This window comes from Thiofractor thiocamini (genome assembly GCF_055384375.1).
This window is the reverse complement of record NZ_AP042389.1, coordinates 569,886-584,898: the sequence shown is the minus strand read 5'-3', so window position 1 is coordinate 584,898 and position 15,013 is coordinate 569,886. Positions and strand designations below refer to the sequence as shown.

At 35.1% G+C, this 15,013-nt stretch carries 17 protein-coding genes; 9 read left to right on the top strand and 8 right to left on the bottom strand.

The window, feature by feature from the left end:
* Window positions 1-44 precede the first annotated feature (44 nt).
* From ACZ47B_RS02915 to ACZ47B_RS02895, 5 genes are all read right to left on the bottom strand, one after another.
* The gene (locus ACZ47B_RS02915; protein WP_464895183.1) at window positions 45-1,751 is read right to left on the bottom strand and encodes a cytochrome D1 domain-containing protein; all 1,707 of its coding nucleotides are present in this window, start codon (window positions 1,749-1,751) and stop codon (window positions 45-47) included.
* A gap of 107 nt (window positions 1,752-1,858) precedes the next feature.
* Window positions 1,859-2,017 carry a hypothetical protein gene (locus tag ACZ47B_RS02910; protein ID WP_464895182.1) on the bottom strand — a complete coding sequence of 53 codons (159 nt, stop codon included), beginning with the start codon at window positions 2,015-2,017 and terminating at the stop codon, window positions 1,859-1,861.
* Window positions 2,018-2,028: 11 nt separating this feature from the next.
* A complete protein-coding gene (locus ACZ47B_RS02905; protein WP_464895181.1) occupies window positions 2,029-3,456 on the bottom strand; it encodes a cbb3-type cytochrome c oxidase subunit I in 1,428 nt (475 codons plus the stop codon).
* Window positions 3,440-4,138 carry a c-type cytochrome gene (locus ACZ47B_RS02900; RefSeq protein WP_464895180.1) on the bottom strand — a complete coding sequence of 233 codons (699 nt, stop codon included), beginning with the start codon at window positions 4,136-4,138 and terminating at the stop codon, window positions 3,440-3,442. Before ACZ47B_RS02900 ends, ACZ47B_RS02905 begins: the two co-directional genes overlap by 17 nt.
* 11 nt (window positions 4,139-4,149) lie before the next feature.
* Entirely contained in the window at window positions 4,150-4,479 is a 330-nt protein-coding gene (locus ACZ47B_RS02895) for a hypothetical protein (RefSeq protein WP_464895179.1), read from the bottom strand.
* A 252-nt stretch (window positions 4,480-4,731) separates the two neighbouring features.
* On the opposite strand from ACZ47B_RS02895, the gene ACZ47B_RS02890 reads away from it, so the two are divergent.
* Window positions 4,732-4,920, top strand: a complete 189-nt coding sequence (locus tag ACZ47B_RS02890) for a hypothetical protein (protein ID WP_464895178.1) — start codon at window positions 4,732-4,734, stop codon at window positions 4,918-4,920.
* A 33-nt stretch (window positions 4,921-4,953) separates the two neighbouring features.
* Here ACZ47B_RS02890 and ACZ47B_RS02885 read toward each other — a convergent pair whose 3' ends face one another.
* Window positions 4,954-5,592: a Crp/Fnr family transcriptional regulator gene (locus ACZ47B_RS02885; protein ID WP_464895177.1), complete on the bottom strand. Its 639-nt coding sequence runs from the start codon at window positions 5,590-5,592 to the stop codon at window positions 4,954-4,956.
* Window positions 5,593-5,602: 10 nt separating this feature from the next.
* Complete coding sequence (locus tag ACZ47B_RS02880; protein WP_464895176.1) at window positions 5,603-6,241, bottom strand: Crp/Fnr family transcriptional regulator; 639 nt, start codon at window positions 6,239-6,241, stop codon at window positions 5,603-5,605.
* A gap of 433 nt (window positions 6,242-6,674) precedes the next feature.
* Between ACZ47B_RS02880 and ACZ47B_RS02875 the strand changes: the two genes are divergently transcribed.
* Together ACZ47B_RS02875 and ACZ47B_RS02870 are read left to right on the top strand one after the other, a co-directional pair.
* On the top strand, window positions 6,675-6,920 hold the full coding sequence (locus tag ACZ47B_RS02875) for a YggT family protein (protein ID WP_464895693.1): 246 nt from the start codon (window positions 6,675-6,677) through the stop codon (window positions 6,918-6,920).
* The gene (locus ACZ47B_RS02870; protein WP_464895175.1) at window positions 6,920-8,509 is read left to right on the top strand and encodes a lytic transglycosylase domain-containing protein; all 1,590 of its coding nucleotides are present in this window, start codon (window positions 6,920-6,922) and stop codon (window positions 8,507-8,509) included. Before ACZ47B_RS02875 ends, ACZ47B_RS02870 begins: the two co-directional genes overlap by 1 nt.
* On the opposite strand, the gene ACZ47B_RS02865 is transcribed toward ACZ47B_RS02870, so the two are convergent.
* Window positions 8,481-8,969, bottom strand: coding sequence for a hypothetical protein (locus ACZ47B_RS02865; protein ID WP_464895174.1), 489 nt, complete (start codon window positions 8,967-8,969; stop codon window positions 8,481-8,483). The two genes, ACZ47B_RS02870 and ACZ47B_RS02865, sit on opposite strands and share 29 nt — an antisense overlap.
* Before the next feature lie 103 nt (window positions 8,970-9,072).
* Between ACZ47B_RS02865 and mobB the strand changes: the two genes are divergently transcribed.
* From mobB to ACZ47B_RS02835, 6 genes are all read left to right on the top strand, one after another.
* Window positions 9,073-9,570, top strand: a complete 498-nt coding sequence (mobB, locus tag ACZ47B_RS02860) for a molybdopterin-guanine dinucleotide biosynthesis protein B (protein ID WP_464895173.1) — start codon at window positions 9,073-9,075, stop codon at window positions 9,568-9,570.
* Window positions 9,563-10,411, top strand: coding sequence for a class 1 fructose-bisphosphatase (locus ACZ47B_RS02855; protein ID WP_464895172.1), 849 nt, complete (start codon window positions 9,563-9,565; stop codon window positions 10,409-10,411). The genes mobB and ACZ47B_RS02855 overlap by 8 nt, the downstream gene beginning before the upstream one ends.
* Entirely contained in the window at window positions 10,411-10,617 is a 207-nt protein-coding gene (locus ACZ47B_RS02850; RefSeq protein ID WP_464895171.1) for a hypothetical protein, read from the top strand. Before ACZ47B_RS02855 ends, ACZ47B_RS02850 begins: the two co-directional genes overlap by 1 nt.
* Window positions 10,618-10,800: 183 nt before the next feature.
* A complete protein-coding gene (gene metG / locus ACZ47B_RS02845) occupies window positions 10,801-12,744 on the top strand; it encodes a methionine--tRNA ligase (protein ID WP_464895170.1) in 1,944 nt (647 codons plus the stop codon).
* Window positions 12,741-13,745, top strand: coding sequence for a hypothetical protein (locus ACZ47B_RS02840; RefSeq protein WP_464895169.1), 1,005 nt, complete (start codon window positions 12,741-12,743; stop codon window positions 13,743-13,745). Before metG ends, ACZ47B_RS02840 begins: the two co-directional genes overlap by 4 nt.
* On the top strand, window positions 13,742-14,911 hold the full coding sequence (locus ACZ47B_RS02835; RefSeq protein WP_464895168.1) for a calcium:cation antiporter: 1,170 nt from the start codon (window positions 13,742-13,744) through the stop codon (window positions 14,909-14,911). The genes ACZ47B_RS02840 and ACZ47B_RS02835 overlap by 4 nt, the downstream gene beginning before the upstream one ends.
* Window positions 14,912-15,013 lie beyond the last annotated feature (102 nt).

Genomic DNA, 15,013 nt, shown 5'->3' with positions numbered 1-15,013 from the left:
TTAAAAGAAGATTATCCGCCCTTTAAATAAGAGCGGATAGCGTATTATGCACCCGGAATTTCTTCTCTGTGTTCAACAGAGTAAGTAAAGGTAGGTGTGGTTAAATTGTAAATATATTTTACAAATTTTCCTTTATTTGTATAGATACCGATCCTTCCGGTTGTCCACTCACTGATAAAGACCCATTTACCATGATTTGCAGGTTCAGCATGAAGTAGTCTTGGTTGAACCGGTTTAGCAACTTTAGCACCATGTTTGGCTGTATAAGGTACCAATGTTTCATCTGAAATTTTAGATTTAACTTGTGCATGCTTAACTGTTTGATACTGTGTAGCATCCCAAGTTTGGATGACTTTACCTGAATGAGCATCGATAAGATGACCTTTTTTCTTGCCGACTTCTATGATTCTATCTACTTTTAAAGTTTGCTTATTGATAAGATAAACTTTATTGAAGTTATGAGGTCCGCCAAGTACACAATCAGACCAAATGTAAGGAGTATCTTTACTTGTTCCTACAAAAAGTCCGCCACCGGCAGTCAGTACATTTGCAACAACTTCATTATCTTTATTCCATATAACGACATCACCGACATTCATACTATTTGTAGCTTCGAGTTGACCGTATTTATCATTGTACCAAGAGCTTCCTTGTCCTGGATGCGGCTTTGTACCTGGACCGGTATATACCTTTGCCGCAAGTTTTTTGGTTTTAAGATCAACTACGCCCATAAGATCACTTCCTTGAGAAGCAACATAAACAAATCTACCTTCATCAATGCCTTCATTTTCAAAAGCATCGTGTAAAACTTTTCCGATATTTGGAATATCTCCGACGATTGGGAAATTTGGCTTAGAGTAGTCAACTATATAAACATGACCGGCATCTTTTAGTGCAAATGTAAAATATGGAGCATAAGGAGTATCAGCTATATAAGCAACCCTGCTTGGTCCGATATTACCTTCGGTATCTATAACGCTTGAAGTAGGATATACTTTTAACGGCTCAAGTGTTAAAGCATCACAAAGTACGGCGCCGCCTGGGTTATAGTCTCCCGCCATCACATACTTACCGTCAGGACTTACTGCAAGACCTCTGCTTTCTTGTCCAACTTGAACACTGGCGATTGCCGGTTGTCCCGGAGCATTAAGATCAAACATGGTAAGTCTTCCTGATCTACTTATAGAGTAAGCATATCTTGGAATTCTTTTGTTTGTTACTGTAACATGTACCGCAAATCCTGCTTTATGTCTGCTTAAAACTTTTCCCGTAGTATTGTCTATAAAGTCAACCAAAGATGCATCTCTTTCAGTAGCAAAAGAGATATCTTTTACACTTTTTACATCAACCGGAGTCGGATATTTTTTGTAAAGCTTGACTCTATCGGCCAATTTTTTCCAAGTTTTTTTAACATCTCTTAAAGACAATTTCAGAGTAACCGTATTTTTCCAGTTTTCCAACCAATTAACCATACCTGCAGCATCATCTTTTGAAAACATATGTTTCCATGAAGGCATAGCAGTTCCAGCTCTACCATTTAAAATTGTTTCAGCTAAAAAGTCAGCATTTTTCTTTTTCAATGCTTTTGGTCTTAAATCCGATCCTACACCACCTTGGTGAATCGGACCGTGACATCCTTGGCACTCTTTTTCATAAACTTTTGCAAAGTTCATCTTTGAAGTACCTGCCTGAGCCATAGTAGCTACGAGCATAGTGCTTGCAGCTAAACCTAGTAAATGACTTATTTTCATCTTTCCTCCTTTGAAAATATACCCCTACCCTACTTTTTACCTTAGCTTTTAAACTAATGGCTAAATCTTATCAAAATGATAAGTTATTTTTCCTTGACTTGTGTCAATTAATCTTTGTTTTCTCTTTCAAGTCTTTTTTTCTCTTGAAAATAGATAAAAAACATTGGAAGAATTATAACTGTATGTAAAAATATAGTCAAAGTTAAAGGACCTTGGTTTAAAAAACCAAAGAAACTTGGAACTACATCTGTAAATTGTTCAAACATATCGGACTCCTTTATTCGTAAACATTTTCAGGATTTTTACTGATTGTCAGCAAATCTTTTGCCAAGTAGAAAAATCCAACCGTGGTGACTATACCCATGATAAGTCTCCAATCCATCGCCTGAGACATCCAAAGTTGGTTTTGTGCATCAAAATAAGCCTGCCAAGTTCCGCCAAGCTGTGCCCTTGCTATAAGTACTTGCTCATAACCCGCTATAGTAAGTGCTACCGTCATTCCTAAAACTCCGAAAGTTATAAGGAAGATTGCCATTTTGGAAGAAAAAGTAGCTCTTAGTTTTTTGATGCCGTATTTGCCCTGTACGGCAATATAGAACATCGCTATAAGGATAGTAGCATATGCTCCAAAAAATGCCAAGTGCCCGTGAGCAGCAGTAAACTGAGTACCGTGAGTATAGATATTGACTTGTGGTAGTGTATGGAAAAATCCCCAGATACCCGCACCTAAAAAGTTACCAAAACCATTTGATACAAGCCACATGAGTGCAGGGGTGTTGTTCGAGCTGGTGTCTTCGCCTGTCCCGGCTTTTAAACCTTTTTCCTTGCCCCAATCATATAAAACATGGATAAACATACCAACAAGAGGCAATGGTTCAAGTGAACTAAACAGTGCACCTATCTCCCACCAGTACTCAGGTGTTCCTATCCAGAAGTAGTGGTGCCCAAGACCTAGTATTCCAGAGCCAAAAAGCATGGCAACTTCTATCCATAGCCACATTTCGACCACTTTTCTGTTTGCGCCTACAACTTTTATAAGACCGTAAGCAGCCAAAGCGCCAACCATAACTTCCCACGTAGCTTCAACCCAGAGGTGTATAACCCACCACCACCAGTATTGATCCATAGATATATTGTCTGTATAAAACATACCTGCTAAATATAAGCCGGCAAGTGCTATCATGTCAGATAATATAACTGTCATGATACCTGTTCTTCTACCTTTCATTGTTGTTAAGAAAGTATTGCCCAAGAAGCCCAGAACCACTACCACTATACCTATATCAGCCCATCTTGGAGCTTCGATATACTCTCTACCTTCGGTTATAAGCCATATAGTACTCTCTTTACCAGGTCCAACCTGGATAAATATATAAACCAGTACCACAACCGTAACTGCAAGAGTCAAGATCCAAAAAAGTAACTTGGCTATACCGATACCTACAACCTCTATGCCTGTTTCATCAGGCAACAGATAATAAACGGCACCTATCATGGCATATACCATCCAAACAACCAAAGCGTTTATGTGAATCATTCTTGTGATGGAAAAATCCAATACATCATACAAGAAACTAGGATATATAAACTGAATGGCCGATACCAAACCCAAAACCAACTGTGCACCAAAGAGTATCATGGCAACTGTAAAATACCAGCTGGCTAACTTTTGCCCTTCATATTTAAAATTACTTTGTCTTCGCATACACTGCTCCTTCCTTAATTTTTCCAAATCCTCTCGGGAAGCCATTTGTATCTATGGTTGCCATATGTTTTAAAAATGCAACCAAGCCTTTGGCTTCTTTTGGTGTAATACCAAGATTTGGCATCATTCTGGCATGAGTTGGATATTTACCCGGATCTTGCAAAAATTCAGCCATAGCTTCTTCTTTAGTGTTTTTGCCGGTCATTGCCTGCATAGGACCGTCTTTTTGCCACATTGGATCCAACCAGGCTTTAGTAAGATCAGGAGCATAGTATGCACCGTTTCCAAGCAACGTATGGCAATCCATACAGTTTTTAGCCTGAGAAGTCAATTTTCCTAGGTGCAAAAGCGCATCTGCTTCTTTTTGCGTATAATCATCTCTACCGAAAAACTTCTCTTTTACTTTAAACAAAGAGTTTCCCTTTCCATCATCTCCACCGATAACCGGTACCTCATGACCTCTTCTTTGGTTCATTTTGTACTCAACCTTATAATTTATAACAGTTGATGAAGGTACCCTTTTTGTGATATGTGCATTTATATCTTTTTGTGTACCCATGCTTATCTGCCCCATTGTGTCAAATGTAAGCCATATAAGCAGAACCGCTGAAAAACCTGTTACCCAAATAGCAGATCTCTGCCAAAAACGATTATCCGTCCAAACGGAAACTTTCTTAGACATTCGTCCTCCTTTTATGTGTTTTCATATCTTTCTTCAGATTTGGTTATCAAGTAGTAATATATATGAGGCACTATAAGATAAGCCACCATTGCAACAATCATCGCCTTTACAGTAAAAGGCTGAGAATGTATCTTCTCTGTCAAAAAATATGTACTATATACCTGCAAACTCCAAAAAAAGTATGCCGCCAGGTTATACCATTTTTTTAGAATCCCCATCTTGACAAGTACTATTATACTTGCATAAAACAGCCCAAATACTAATATTAAAGAAGCAGATACAAATACCGGCAGGAAATCCTGTACCTCTATAATAGGTCTTACGTAAATTGGTCCTGTCATATTCGATCCTTATTTTTAAATTAATATTTGTAACTATTGATTGTATTTTAATCAAAAAAGATGTAATATTCATTGATTTAAATCAATAAAATATAAATTTTACTTATAATATAATAATAACTGATAAATATTATAAGTAAAATTGATTATTTAAGATGAATTAAGATTGTTGATGTTGTTCTCATGATTTTTCAGATACAATTGCAAACAATATTGATTAATATCACGCCATAATAATAAAGGGATAGATATATGAAAGATATAGTTTTTATACTGGTTTTTTCTGTTGTTCTGCTTTTTTTTGCTATATATCCGGCTATGAAAATAGTGGATTTTATTGAAAAGAAAAAAAAACTTACATCAAAAGAACATGATATCTATACTATAATATTTACAATCATTATCTCTTTGATAGGCGGATTGTTCTTGCAATACTTCTAGGTACATTCAGTTTTGATTTATATCGTCAATGCTCTATTGGTACAGTGATTTTAGTGCATTGATATCCAAAATTTGCAACGGATGCTCTTTGTCAAGCGATATAAAATTTGATTTTTTAAATTTTGTAATGGTTCTTGAGAGTGTCTCGGGGGTTGTGTTTATAAGAGCAGCAATTTGACCGTTTTTAAGCTGTGAAAACAGTTCACCATGCTCAACCAAAAGTTTTGCTATCTTCGCTTCGGTTGTTAAAATCATCTCTTGATGTATTACATTTTGTAAAATTTTAGCCTTTTTCGATATGGACTTTATGATCTCCATCGAAAAGGTCGAATCTTTTAGTATGTTTTCACTCAGTTTTTCATAATCAACCTTTAAAATTTCGGACTTTATCACCGCTTCGGAAGTTGCAGGAAAAGGGAAGCTTTCAAAATTTGCCAATTCGCCTATGAGAGATACGGGAGTGAACTGGTATAAAAATATCTGATGGCCCTTTGCATCTGTTTTATATAGTTTTATGATGCCGTCTAAAATTATATGGAGATATTTTGGGTGATCTCCTTCATAAAAAAGTATATCCCCAGGATTTAGTTTTATGACAGTAGAAATATTTTCTATCTTTTTTATATTTTCTTCGCTTAAGCTGTTGAAGAGCGCTATTTCTTTTAGATACATCTTTGTCCTCTCATTCGCTTATCTTGACAAGTGCACTTTTATCGATAACGGTTATATTGTGCTTGTCATCTATATCTATGAGCTTTTTTCTTTTAAAATCGTTTAGTATCCTGGATAGTGTTTCGGGTGTCATATTGAGTCTTTTCGAAATGTCTGTATATGTCGCTCCTTGAAAGTCATCCAAATGGTGAAGAATAAATCCGGCAACTCTCTCTTTTGTCGTAAGAAAACTGCTATCCACAACCTGCATCAAAGCTATAATTCTCCCATATAAAGAGTTGACCAGTTCTTTGCAAAAAAACAGATCTTTGCAAAAATTTTTATCCAAGTTATGATAATCTATCTTTAAAACTTGACATTTTGATGCACATTCGGCGGTAATTGGATAAGGAATATCATAAAAAACAGCAAGTTCACCCAAAAAATCAACAGAGTTTACAGCATGGATGTGAAGTTGTTTTCCTTTGGAATTCGTTTTGTACACATTGACTTTCCCATCAATCAAAAGATATAGATATCTTGGCTCATCCTGCTCATAATATATAATATCACCTGTATTATAGTCGACTAGAGTTGAATGATCTTCTATGACTCGGATATCATCATCACCAAAATTTTTAAAAAATGATATATTCTTCAAGTTTATCATGCTTCTCCCACAAATATTTTATTAACTGATGTTACGCACCATATATAATTTTAGACAAGACAAGAAGGCGTTATATGCAAGGCAGATTTTTGAAAGCCTAACCATAGTTAAGGTGAGAAAATCTAACACAGCAGATAATGCCTTATTGTCTTGCCCTTTGGGTGCTTTTTGTAACACTCCCTTACGGCGTTAGAAAGTTTCAAGTTACAGGAAGTGGCTCTTCAACTTTCTGCCTCGTAATGAAATGTTGCAAAAAACATCTAAAACTATATATGGTGCGTAACATCAGTTATTAATACTTATTGTATAAAATATTTGCTTAATTACAAATCAGTTGCAAAATTAATAGCATCTCTAAGCTACTATTGGATAAAATTACAAATATTTAACAAACTAGGAGATGAAGTTGGTTTTAATAGTTACTATCGTTCAAATGTTGCAAATGGTTATAAATCTTTACATCTGGGTGGTTATCATAGCTGCCCTTATAAGCTGGGTCAGACCCGATCCTTACAACCCTATAGTTCAAACTTTATACAGGCTGACAGAACCGGTATATGCCTATATAAGAAGGTACATACCTACTGTGATAGGAGGTATCGATCTTGCTCCCATTATAGTGATACTGGCACTTCAATTTATAGAGTTACTACTTTCAAATATGCTCAGATCCATGTAATGCGTTTCTTCTTTATCTTACTGTTTTTTTCAAACGTGGTTTTTGCCAAAGAGATCACGCTTGATTTTTTAGATTCAAAGCCAAGAAGCATATATAAAGATTATTATATATGGCGCTATCTCGATCAAAATGTTTCTTCCAAAACAGCACTTAAACTTTTAGGCGATACAAAAAGAGTCAATAAAAAACTATTTATAAAATTTGCAAAAAAGATAAATGGCAAAAGTTATAAAAAGATTTTAAAATGTTACAAAATGAAACCAAAAGAGTTTGTAAAAAGTGATGCGGACTGCATAAAGATAGGCTTAAGCCCTTATGATGCTACCAAGCTCACTCGAAATGATTTGCGACTCATAGATAAAAAGATTGCTTCAGCTTATCCGAAATTGCATGAGATTTTTATGATCCTACTCAAAAAAAAACCGTTTGAAAGACTGCTGGAAAGCAACAAGGATACATTTTTTGATACCTTTAATAAAGTAGGAACCCTCTACAGAGAGAAAAACTTTAACCATCCCATAGATAAAAAATATCTTAAAAAATTTATAAAAGATAAAAAATTCAATCAGAGCGTAAAACTTATAGTTACAGACTTTAAACTTGATACATTGCAAAAATCCATACTCGATATAAACAGCTCAAACTTGAATGCGCAAACCAACTTCTTTCTTTTTTTGAACGCCGTAAAACATGGTGATAAAAAGATAGCAAAAAGGTACCTTGACCTGGCTGAAAAAAAGTTTTACTTTAGATTCGATAAAGACAAAGCACTTTTTTGGAGGTATTTGGTATGGAAAGATTTGGATGCACTTTATAAACTGACAAAGAGTTTTGATACAAATATCTACTCTTTGTATGCCAATGAAATACTAGGATCCAAACCTTCAAACATAAAAGTTCTTAAAAAATGCAAAGATATAAAACCTTCCATTGACATAACAAAACCGTTTAAATGGCTGTGGACATTGAGCAGGATAAATAGAAAAGATACAAACTTGACAAAATTTTCAAAACATTTTCAAAGTTGTCAAAACTTACCTGTTAAAGCTTTTTTACTTGAGAGAGTAAATTACAAGAGTTATAACTATTTTATACTTCCTTATAAAAAATATATACAATATTACGATAAAGATAAACAAGCTCTCATGCTTGCCATAGCCAGACAGGAGAGCCGTTTCATACCTGCTTCCATCTCATCTTCATATGCACTTGGTATGATGCAGTTTATGCCATTTTTGGCTCGAGCTACGGCAAAGCTCAAAAAGGTAAAAGATTTTGATCTTGATGATATGTTCAAACCCAAAACAGCCTACTCTTTCGCCTATGATCACTTGAATTATCTGCAAAAGAAACTAAAACATCCCCTTTTCATCGCTTATGCCTACAATGGCGGTATCGGTTTTACAAGAAGAATGCTAAAAGCTGGTTTTTTTAAAGAAGGCAAATATGAACCTTTTATGAGTATGGAACTCGTACCTTATGATGAAAGCAGGAGATATGCAAAAAAAGTATTGGCAAATTATGTCATTTACAAAGGAATTCTTGGAAAAAAAATTACCCTTAAAACTCTTTTGAAAAAGTTAAAGTAGTCTTGATATGTTCGGCATTTTCAAATGTAATTTTTAGAGTTTTGGTTTTTTGTTTTGGAAATTGAACAAGATAGTATTCGCTCCATCTGTTTTTTGTAGGTATGACCTTGAGTATCTTTGCATTTTTATCAAGTACCCTTATATCATCCATTAAAATATCGCCATTTAAATGTATCTGATAAAAAGGATTGTTGTCACCTTTACCGTTTTCATCTTTTTTACTGAGATAGATACTGATAAGAAAATTTTCTTTTGACTTATCGATCTCTGAGGTTTTTATAGGATTTAGATAAGTAGCTAGAATAATGATTTTGCTGTTTTGATTGGCAAGCTCTCCCTTGCGTGTATTTACGATAGTTAATTCCCCGACTCTTTGCGGATCGAGTTTGTCTATGGTTATATTTTTTGAGCAACCTATCATTAAAAAAGAGAGTAAACACGCAGAAACTATTTTTCTCATTGGAGCAACTTCCTATTTTATTTTGCGAAGTATATCATAATTTTATTAAACAATAAAAACAATTATAGTAGAATAACCGAAAATATATGATCAAGGAAAAATTGTGCAAAAAATTTCCGTAGCTTTCACAGGTCCTTCAAACAGTGGAAAGACGACCGCTATAGTAAAAATAGCCCAAAATTTAACAAAAAAATACAAAGTAGCCATCATAAAAAACGACCCGGGTGATAAAGCGTCATTGGATGTCGAGGGAAAAGACAGCTGGAAGTTTTCAAAAACAGGTGCTAATGTCGCAGTCGTTTCACCTACAAGAACAACACTTTTCTTGCAGGAGAAAAAAGAGGTAAATGACGTAGCTAAGCTTTTTGGAGATTATGATGTATTGATAGTTGAAGGCTTGAAATACCTAGACTTACCTCGTATAGGTATATTTAGAAATGAGATAGATGAGAGTTACTTTCCATACATAAAAGCGATAGCGTGTGACAAATCGGTGGATTTGTCAAAATATGACATACCCAAAGATCTTGATATTCTGGATTTGAATGATATAGACGGATTGATAGAGTGGGTATTTGAAAATGGAGTTAAAAATGATTGAAGTTATCGAAGCAGTTGAAAAAATCGCACTAAGGATTAAGGATGCTTTTATTAGCGAAGATGTACTTTACAGTAACAGCATGAATGCCACAGGCGATATCCAGCTTAAGCTTGATATCAAGAGTGACTTGATAGTCGAAGAGGAACTGAGTAAAGTTTTTACTTTAAAAGACATAGTAAGCGAAGAGAAAGAGAAAATCCTAACAGTAAATCCAAAAGGCAGATACACCATAGCTTATGACCCGCTTGACGGCTCTAGTTTGGCTGATGTGAACTTGAGTGTCGGCTCGATTTTCGGGATATACGAAGGAGAACTTACAGGGAAAAATCTCAAAGCCGCCATATATGTCATATACGGTCCAAGAGTTGAGCTGGTCGTGGCAAGAGAAAATGTAGAGATTTATAAACTCAAGCAAAATAATAAATTCCAATTTTTAAAAGAGCTGCATTTAAATAAAAAAGGTAAGCTAAATGCTCCCGGAGGTACACAGCAGTACTGGGCGCCCTATCACAAAGAGATGATAGACGGTTTTTTTAAAAGAGGGTACAGGCTTAGATACAGTGGAGGAATGGTGCCTGATCTTCATCATATACTTTTAAAAGGCGGTGGAATTTTCTCATATCCCGGAACTGATGACAAACCAAAAGGCAAACTTAGAATGCTCTTTGAAGTTTTTCCGTTTGCATACATCTACGAAAAAGCCGGTGGTGAGGCGATAGACGGAGAAAAAAGACTCTTGGATTTAACACCGAAGCATATACATGATACAACTCCTTGTTTTTTTGGATCAATTGAAGAGATAGAGATAGTAAAAGATACTTACAAAAAGGCTAATTCATAGTGTCAAGTACTGATAAAAAAGAGTTGGATGAGTATGAAATAAATCTTAAAAAAATGACACGGGAGCTGCTTGAGTGTCAAACCAAAAATGACAAAAGCAGCTGCCTGAAATGTGACAAGATCATAGGTTGTGATACAAGAAACAGATATGTAAAAGCCGTATACGACAGCATGAGTAAAGGTCAAACCGGCGGATTTGAATTTTAATCGCTGATATTACACAAGATTTGTGAGCATTGCTAATTTAAACGGAAAATTGGCGTTAAAAAAACTGCACTCAACCCGAAGGGCGCTCCTGCGTTTGCAGTTTTTAGCCAATTTGGAGTATCCCGCAGGGTAAATTAGCACCGTGAATAAATTTTGTGTAATATCAGTTAATGAAGGAACAAAATGAATAACAAGTGCGAAAGAGCTTATATAACTACACCGATATATTATGTCAACGATATACCTCATATAGGGCATGCCTATACAACTATCATATGTGATACATTGGCAAGATACTCAAGGCTTATAGGGCTTGAGACATTCTTTTTAACCGGAACGGACGAACATGGCCAAAAGATAGAAGAAGCTGCAAAAAAAAGAGGTAAAAGTGCCCAGCAATATGCCGACGAGATAAGCGGATATTTTAAGAATTTGTGGGATGAGTTTGATATAAGTTATGATAAATTCATCAGAACAACCGATGAAGAGCATATGAGAGGCGTTCAAAAAGCTTTTGAAGTAATGTACGAAAAAGGTGATATATACAAAGATATGTATGAGGGTCACTACTGTGTCAGCTGCGAATCTTTTTTTACTAAAAATCAACTCATAGACAATGAATACTGTCCCGATTGTGGAAAACCTACAAATATAGTAAAAGAGGAGAGTTACTTTTTCAAGCTTTCAAAGTATGAAAAAAGACTACTCGAGTGGTATAATGACAAGGAAAACTGTGTTTTACCCAAGGGTAAAAAAAATGAAGTTATAAGTTTTGTGGAACAGGGACTTAAAGATCTTTCGGTCACCAGGACAAGTTTTGACTGGGGTGTAAAACTACCAAAAAGTATAAATGATCCCAAACATGTGATGTATGTTTGGCTTGACGCACTTTTAAACTATATTACTGCCCTTGGATACGGAAGCGATGAAAAATTGATGAAATTTTGGCCTGCAACCGTACATGTAGTGGGAAAAGATATACTAAGATTTCACGCTATCTACTGGCCGGCTTTTTTGATGAGTCTTGATCTTCCTTTGCCAAAACATGTAGCAGCTCACGGGTGGTGGACCAGAAACGGTGAAAAGATGAGTAAATCAAAAGGAAATGTAGTCAACCCGAGAGATGTTGCAAATGCTTACGGGTTAGAGAATTTTAGATATTTTATGCTCAGGGAAGTTCCGTTCGGCCAGGATGGTGACTTTTCTCAAAAAGCTTTGATGGACAGGATAAATTCAGATCTCAGCAATGATCTTGGAAATCTTGTAAACAGAGTTCTTGGAATGAGCGGTAAATACTTCGATATGAAAATCGATTCGAAAGATATCGAGAAATTTCATAAAAAAGAGTTAGACGAGGCGAATGAGATTATAGCGAATTTGCAAAGTTATATATTTGACATGCAGTTGAACAGATATCTTGAGAATCTTTGGAAGATACTTACTATCGCAAATCAGTCAATCGCTACATATGAACCATGGAATAAAATGAAAGAAGGCAAAAAAGATGAAGCCATGGCTCTTGTAGCACTTGTGGCCAATCTTTTGGTAAAGGTCAGTATTCTTCTTCATCCTGTTATGCCAAAGAGCACTTTAAAGATAGGAGAAGTTTTTGGTTTAGCGATAGACAAAGAAGCTTATATAAAATATATAGATAAAAGTGAACTTTTAGAAGTTACGACTCTTGAGAAAATCCCTCCTTTGTTTCCAAAGATAGAAAAAATGCTTATGGATTCACCGGAGCCTACAACTTCCAAAACAAAAGAAGAAAAAGATAAAAAAGCGGATAAAAAAGTGAGTGACGGCATCATCACCATAGATCAATTTTTTCAAACAAAACTCAAAATAGGAACTATTTTGGAAGCTGAGGAAATTGAAGGAAGTGACAAATTGCTCAAACTTCAGGTGGATTTGGGTGAGGAAAAGCCAAGACAGATAGTTGCCGGCATAAAAGCTTACTATAAACCGGACGACTTGGTAAATACGCAGATCTGTGTTGTCTCAAACTTAAAACCTGCAAAAATATTCGGTCAAAAGAGTGAGGGAATGCTTTTAGCTGCAAAAGATAAAAACACTCTCTCTTTAATGAGACCTCAAAGTAAAGTCACCAACGGCTCAGCGGTTGGATGAGAATAGAAAGTTTAGCCAGGATAATTGACGGAGAAATTTTAAATTTCCCGTCAATTACATATATAGATCAGATAAGAACGGATCCAAAAAAGATAAAAAGAGCAGATGCCTATATATGCAAAAATGATAAAGATGTAAAAAATGCCATAGATAACGGTGCATACGCCATCATCAGCGAAGAAAGACTCAGTATCATAGATGAGGAGATAGCCTGGATAACTGTTGATAGCATTGAAAAAGCAATTATCAGATACCTCAGATACAAAACCATTCAACTCGAATCAAGGTTTTTTCTGTGTGATGATATAATTTATGAGATACTAAAAAGCATCTCAATGTCTAAAGAAATACTATTTTTAAATGATGATTTGTTCGAGAATTTTTCAAGCATTGTCAATGCAAGTGACAATACGATCTTTGTTTGTAAAGATAAAAAGACGGTAAACGATATATACCCTGCTTATTTGTCTATCGATGAGACAAAGAAAAACTTTTTCAAAATCATAAAAAACTCCCTTTTTTTAACGGACTTGATATATAAAGATAAATATTATCATGATTTAAAAATTCCATACATCTTTATCCCTCAACTCAACAGTTCTATAACCTTCTTGGAAAAACTCTCTTTGGATTTTTCTTTGGAAAATTTATCTCTTGATAGGCATTTCAATCCCATTTTTGTTGATAATGCTTTTCATATCAAAGATTTTGGACAAACCAGCAGAGTTTTGATCGAAGAGATAAATGAGACTCATATAGAAAAAGAGTTGGATTATTTGAAAAAATATGCGAAATATGCAAAAATATCTCTCTTTATACCAAAGGGTTTTGTCGGTGATTTCAATGGTACCGATACCTGCAGATATGATGATTTTTATGATATAATAAATTCCAACAGGCAGGATTATAATTTTTTTCTTATTTTGAATAAAGAAAAAAAAGATATATTTGCATTTTTAAAAGATATAAAACAAACTAAAAGTGAAAGGAGTCTATTTTGAGTGATGAACCCGACTCGAGTAGTAACAGCTACATAAGAGAGTATTGGGATTTGGTCGGCGGCATATTGTTTGCCTTGCTTGCTTTATATATTGAACATTTGGACTTTCCGGGATGGGCGGCAATTTTTTCCGCACTTTCCATCGGATTGTTATCCATAACCGTATCTGAAATCGCTGAGATACTAGCGCACAGGATCAGTGAGCCTTATGGAAGTTATCTTTTGACATTCTCTGCAGTTACAGTTGAAATCATACTTCTTTTTAGTATCCTTTTGCAAAGCGGAAGCAATGCAAATGCCATAGAAACAGTAAAAGGAGGTATTATATCGGCTGTTTTAGTCGATATGAATGTACTTTTGGGATTGGCTGTATTTGTAGGAGGTTTAGCTTTTAAGGAACAACAGCATAACGAAGATACTTCAAGTTCATATACAACTATACTTTATGTCTCATCTTTGGCATTGTTGGTTCCGGGTATTTTAGACTACACAAAGCATGGCGAAGATGTCATAAGAAATGCAAGTCTTTCCATATCGCTTGTGCTTTTTCTTTTTTATATAGTTATACTTATATTTCAAACAAAAACCCATACACACTTTTTCAAATCAACTGCAAGAAGCAGAATCTTCAGATATAAAAAAATGATAAAAGAACACAGACATGATGACGAAGAAGATGACGAGGAAGAGCATGTTTACTATGTATTTGATCATTTGTCACTTATTTGGAATTTCGTCTCGATGTTTGTACTTATTTTTATCATAGGGGTAATGGCAGAAGTTTTTGCAAAGAAAAGTTTGCCTCTTTTTCACGAATTTGGCATATCAACCGGAATTGCCGGTCTTCTTATAGCGGTCATAAGTGTTACACCTGAAATATTTACCGCTGTCAAAGCCGCTAAAAATGATCAGATACAAAGGGTTATCAACATAGCCATGGGTGCTTCAACAGTATCGATACTGTTAACTGTTCCCATTCTGATGTTTTTGGGCTATATGGTTGATATAAATCTTACTTTAAATTTCAATCCTTTGGAAGTAGGAGCTTTGATATTTACCATCATACTTGCGTGGAAAACGACTGATGATGGTGAAACGAACTATTTTGAAGGCTTGTCTCATTTGATGCTGTTTATCTGCTATGCTATCATAGCGGCTTTTTATTAGGATTTAAAATTAATTTGGATAAAATCCATAAATTTTACATTAAATTTACATGAAAGGTATTTAAATATGAAAAAATATTTGAAAATAATTGGTATTGCATCA

Bases quoted from the DNA above. Each gene is read 5' to 3' on its own strand.
- ACZ47B_RS02915 (WP_464895183.1), bottom strand. From the start codon at position 1,751: ATGAAAATAAGTCATTTACTAGGTTTAGCTGCAAGCACTATGCTCGTA.
- ACZ47B_RS02910 (WP_464895182.1), bottom strand. From the start codon at position 2,017: ATGTTTGAACAATTTACAGATGTAGTTCCAAGTTTCTTTGGTTTTTTA.
- ACZ47B_RS02905 (WP_464895181.1), bottom strand. From the start codon at position 3,456: ATGCGAAGACAAAGTAATTTTAAATATGAAGGGCAAAAGTTAGCCAGC.
- ACZ47B_RS02900 (WP_464895180.1), bottom strand. From the start codon at position 4,138: ATGTCTAAGAAAGTTTCCGTTTGGACGGATAATCGTTTTTGGCAGAGA.
- ACZ47B_RS02895 (WP_464895179.1), bottom strand. From the start codon at position 4,479: ATGACAGGACCAATTTACGTAAGACCTATTATAGAGGTACAGGATTTC.
- ACZ47B_RS02890 (WP_464895178.1), top strand. From the start codon at position 4,732: ATGAAAGATATAGTTTTTATACTGGTTTTTTCTGTTGTTCTGCTTTTT.
- ACZ47B_RS02885 (WP_464895177.1), bottom strand. From the start codon at position 5,592: ATGTATCTAAAAGAAATAGCGCTCTTCAACAGCTTAAGCGAAGAAAAT.
- ACZ47B_RS02880 (WP_464895176.1), bottom strand. From the start codon at position 6,241: ATGATAAACTTGAAGAATATATCATTTTTTAAAAATTTTGGTGATGAT.
- ACZ47B_RS02875 (WP_464895693.1), top strand. From the start codon at position 6,675: ATGTTGCAAATGGTTATAAATCTTTACATCTGGGTGGTTATCATAGCT.
- ACZ47B_RS02870 (WP_464895175.1), top strand. From the start codon at position 6,920: ATGCGTTTCTTCTTTATCTTACTGTTTTTTTCAAACGTGGTTTTTGCC.
- ACZ47B_RS02865 (WP_464895174.1), bottom strand. From the start codon at position 8,969: ATGAGAAAAATAGTTTCTGCGTGTTTACTCTCTTTTTTAATGATAGGT.
- ACZ47B_RS02855 (WP_464895172.1), top strand. From the start codon at position 9,563: ATGATTGAAGTTATCGAAGCAGTTGAAAAAATCGCACTAAGGATTAAG.
- metG (WP_464895170.1), top strand. From the start codon at position 10,801: ATGAATAACAAGTGCGAAAGAGCTTATATAACTACACCGATATATTAT.
- ACZ47B_RS02840 (WP_464895169.1), top strand. From the start codon at position 12,741: ATGAGAATAGAAAGTTTAGCCAGGATAATTGACGGAGAAATTTTAAAT.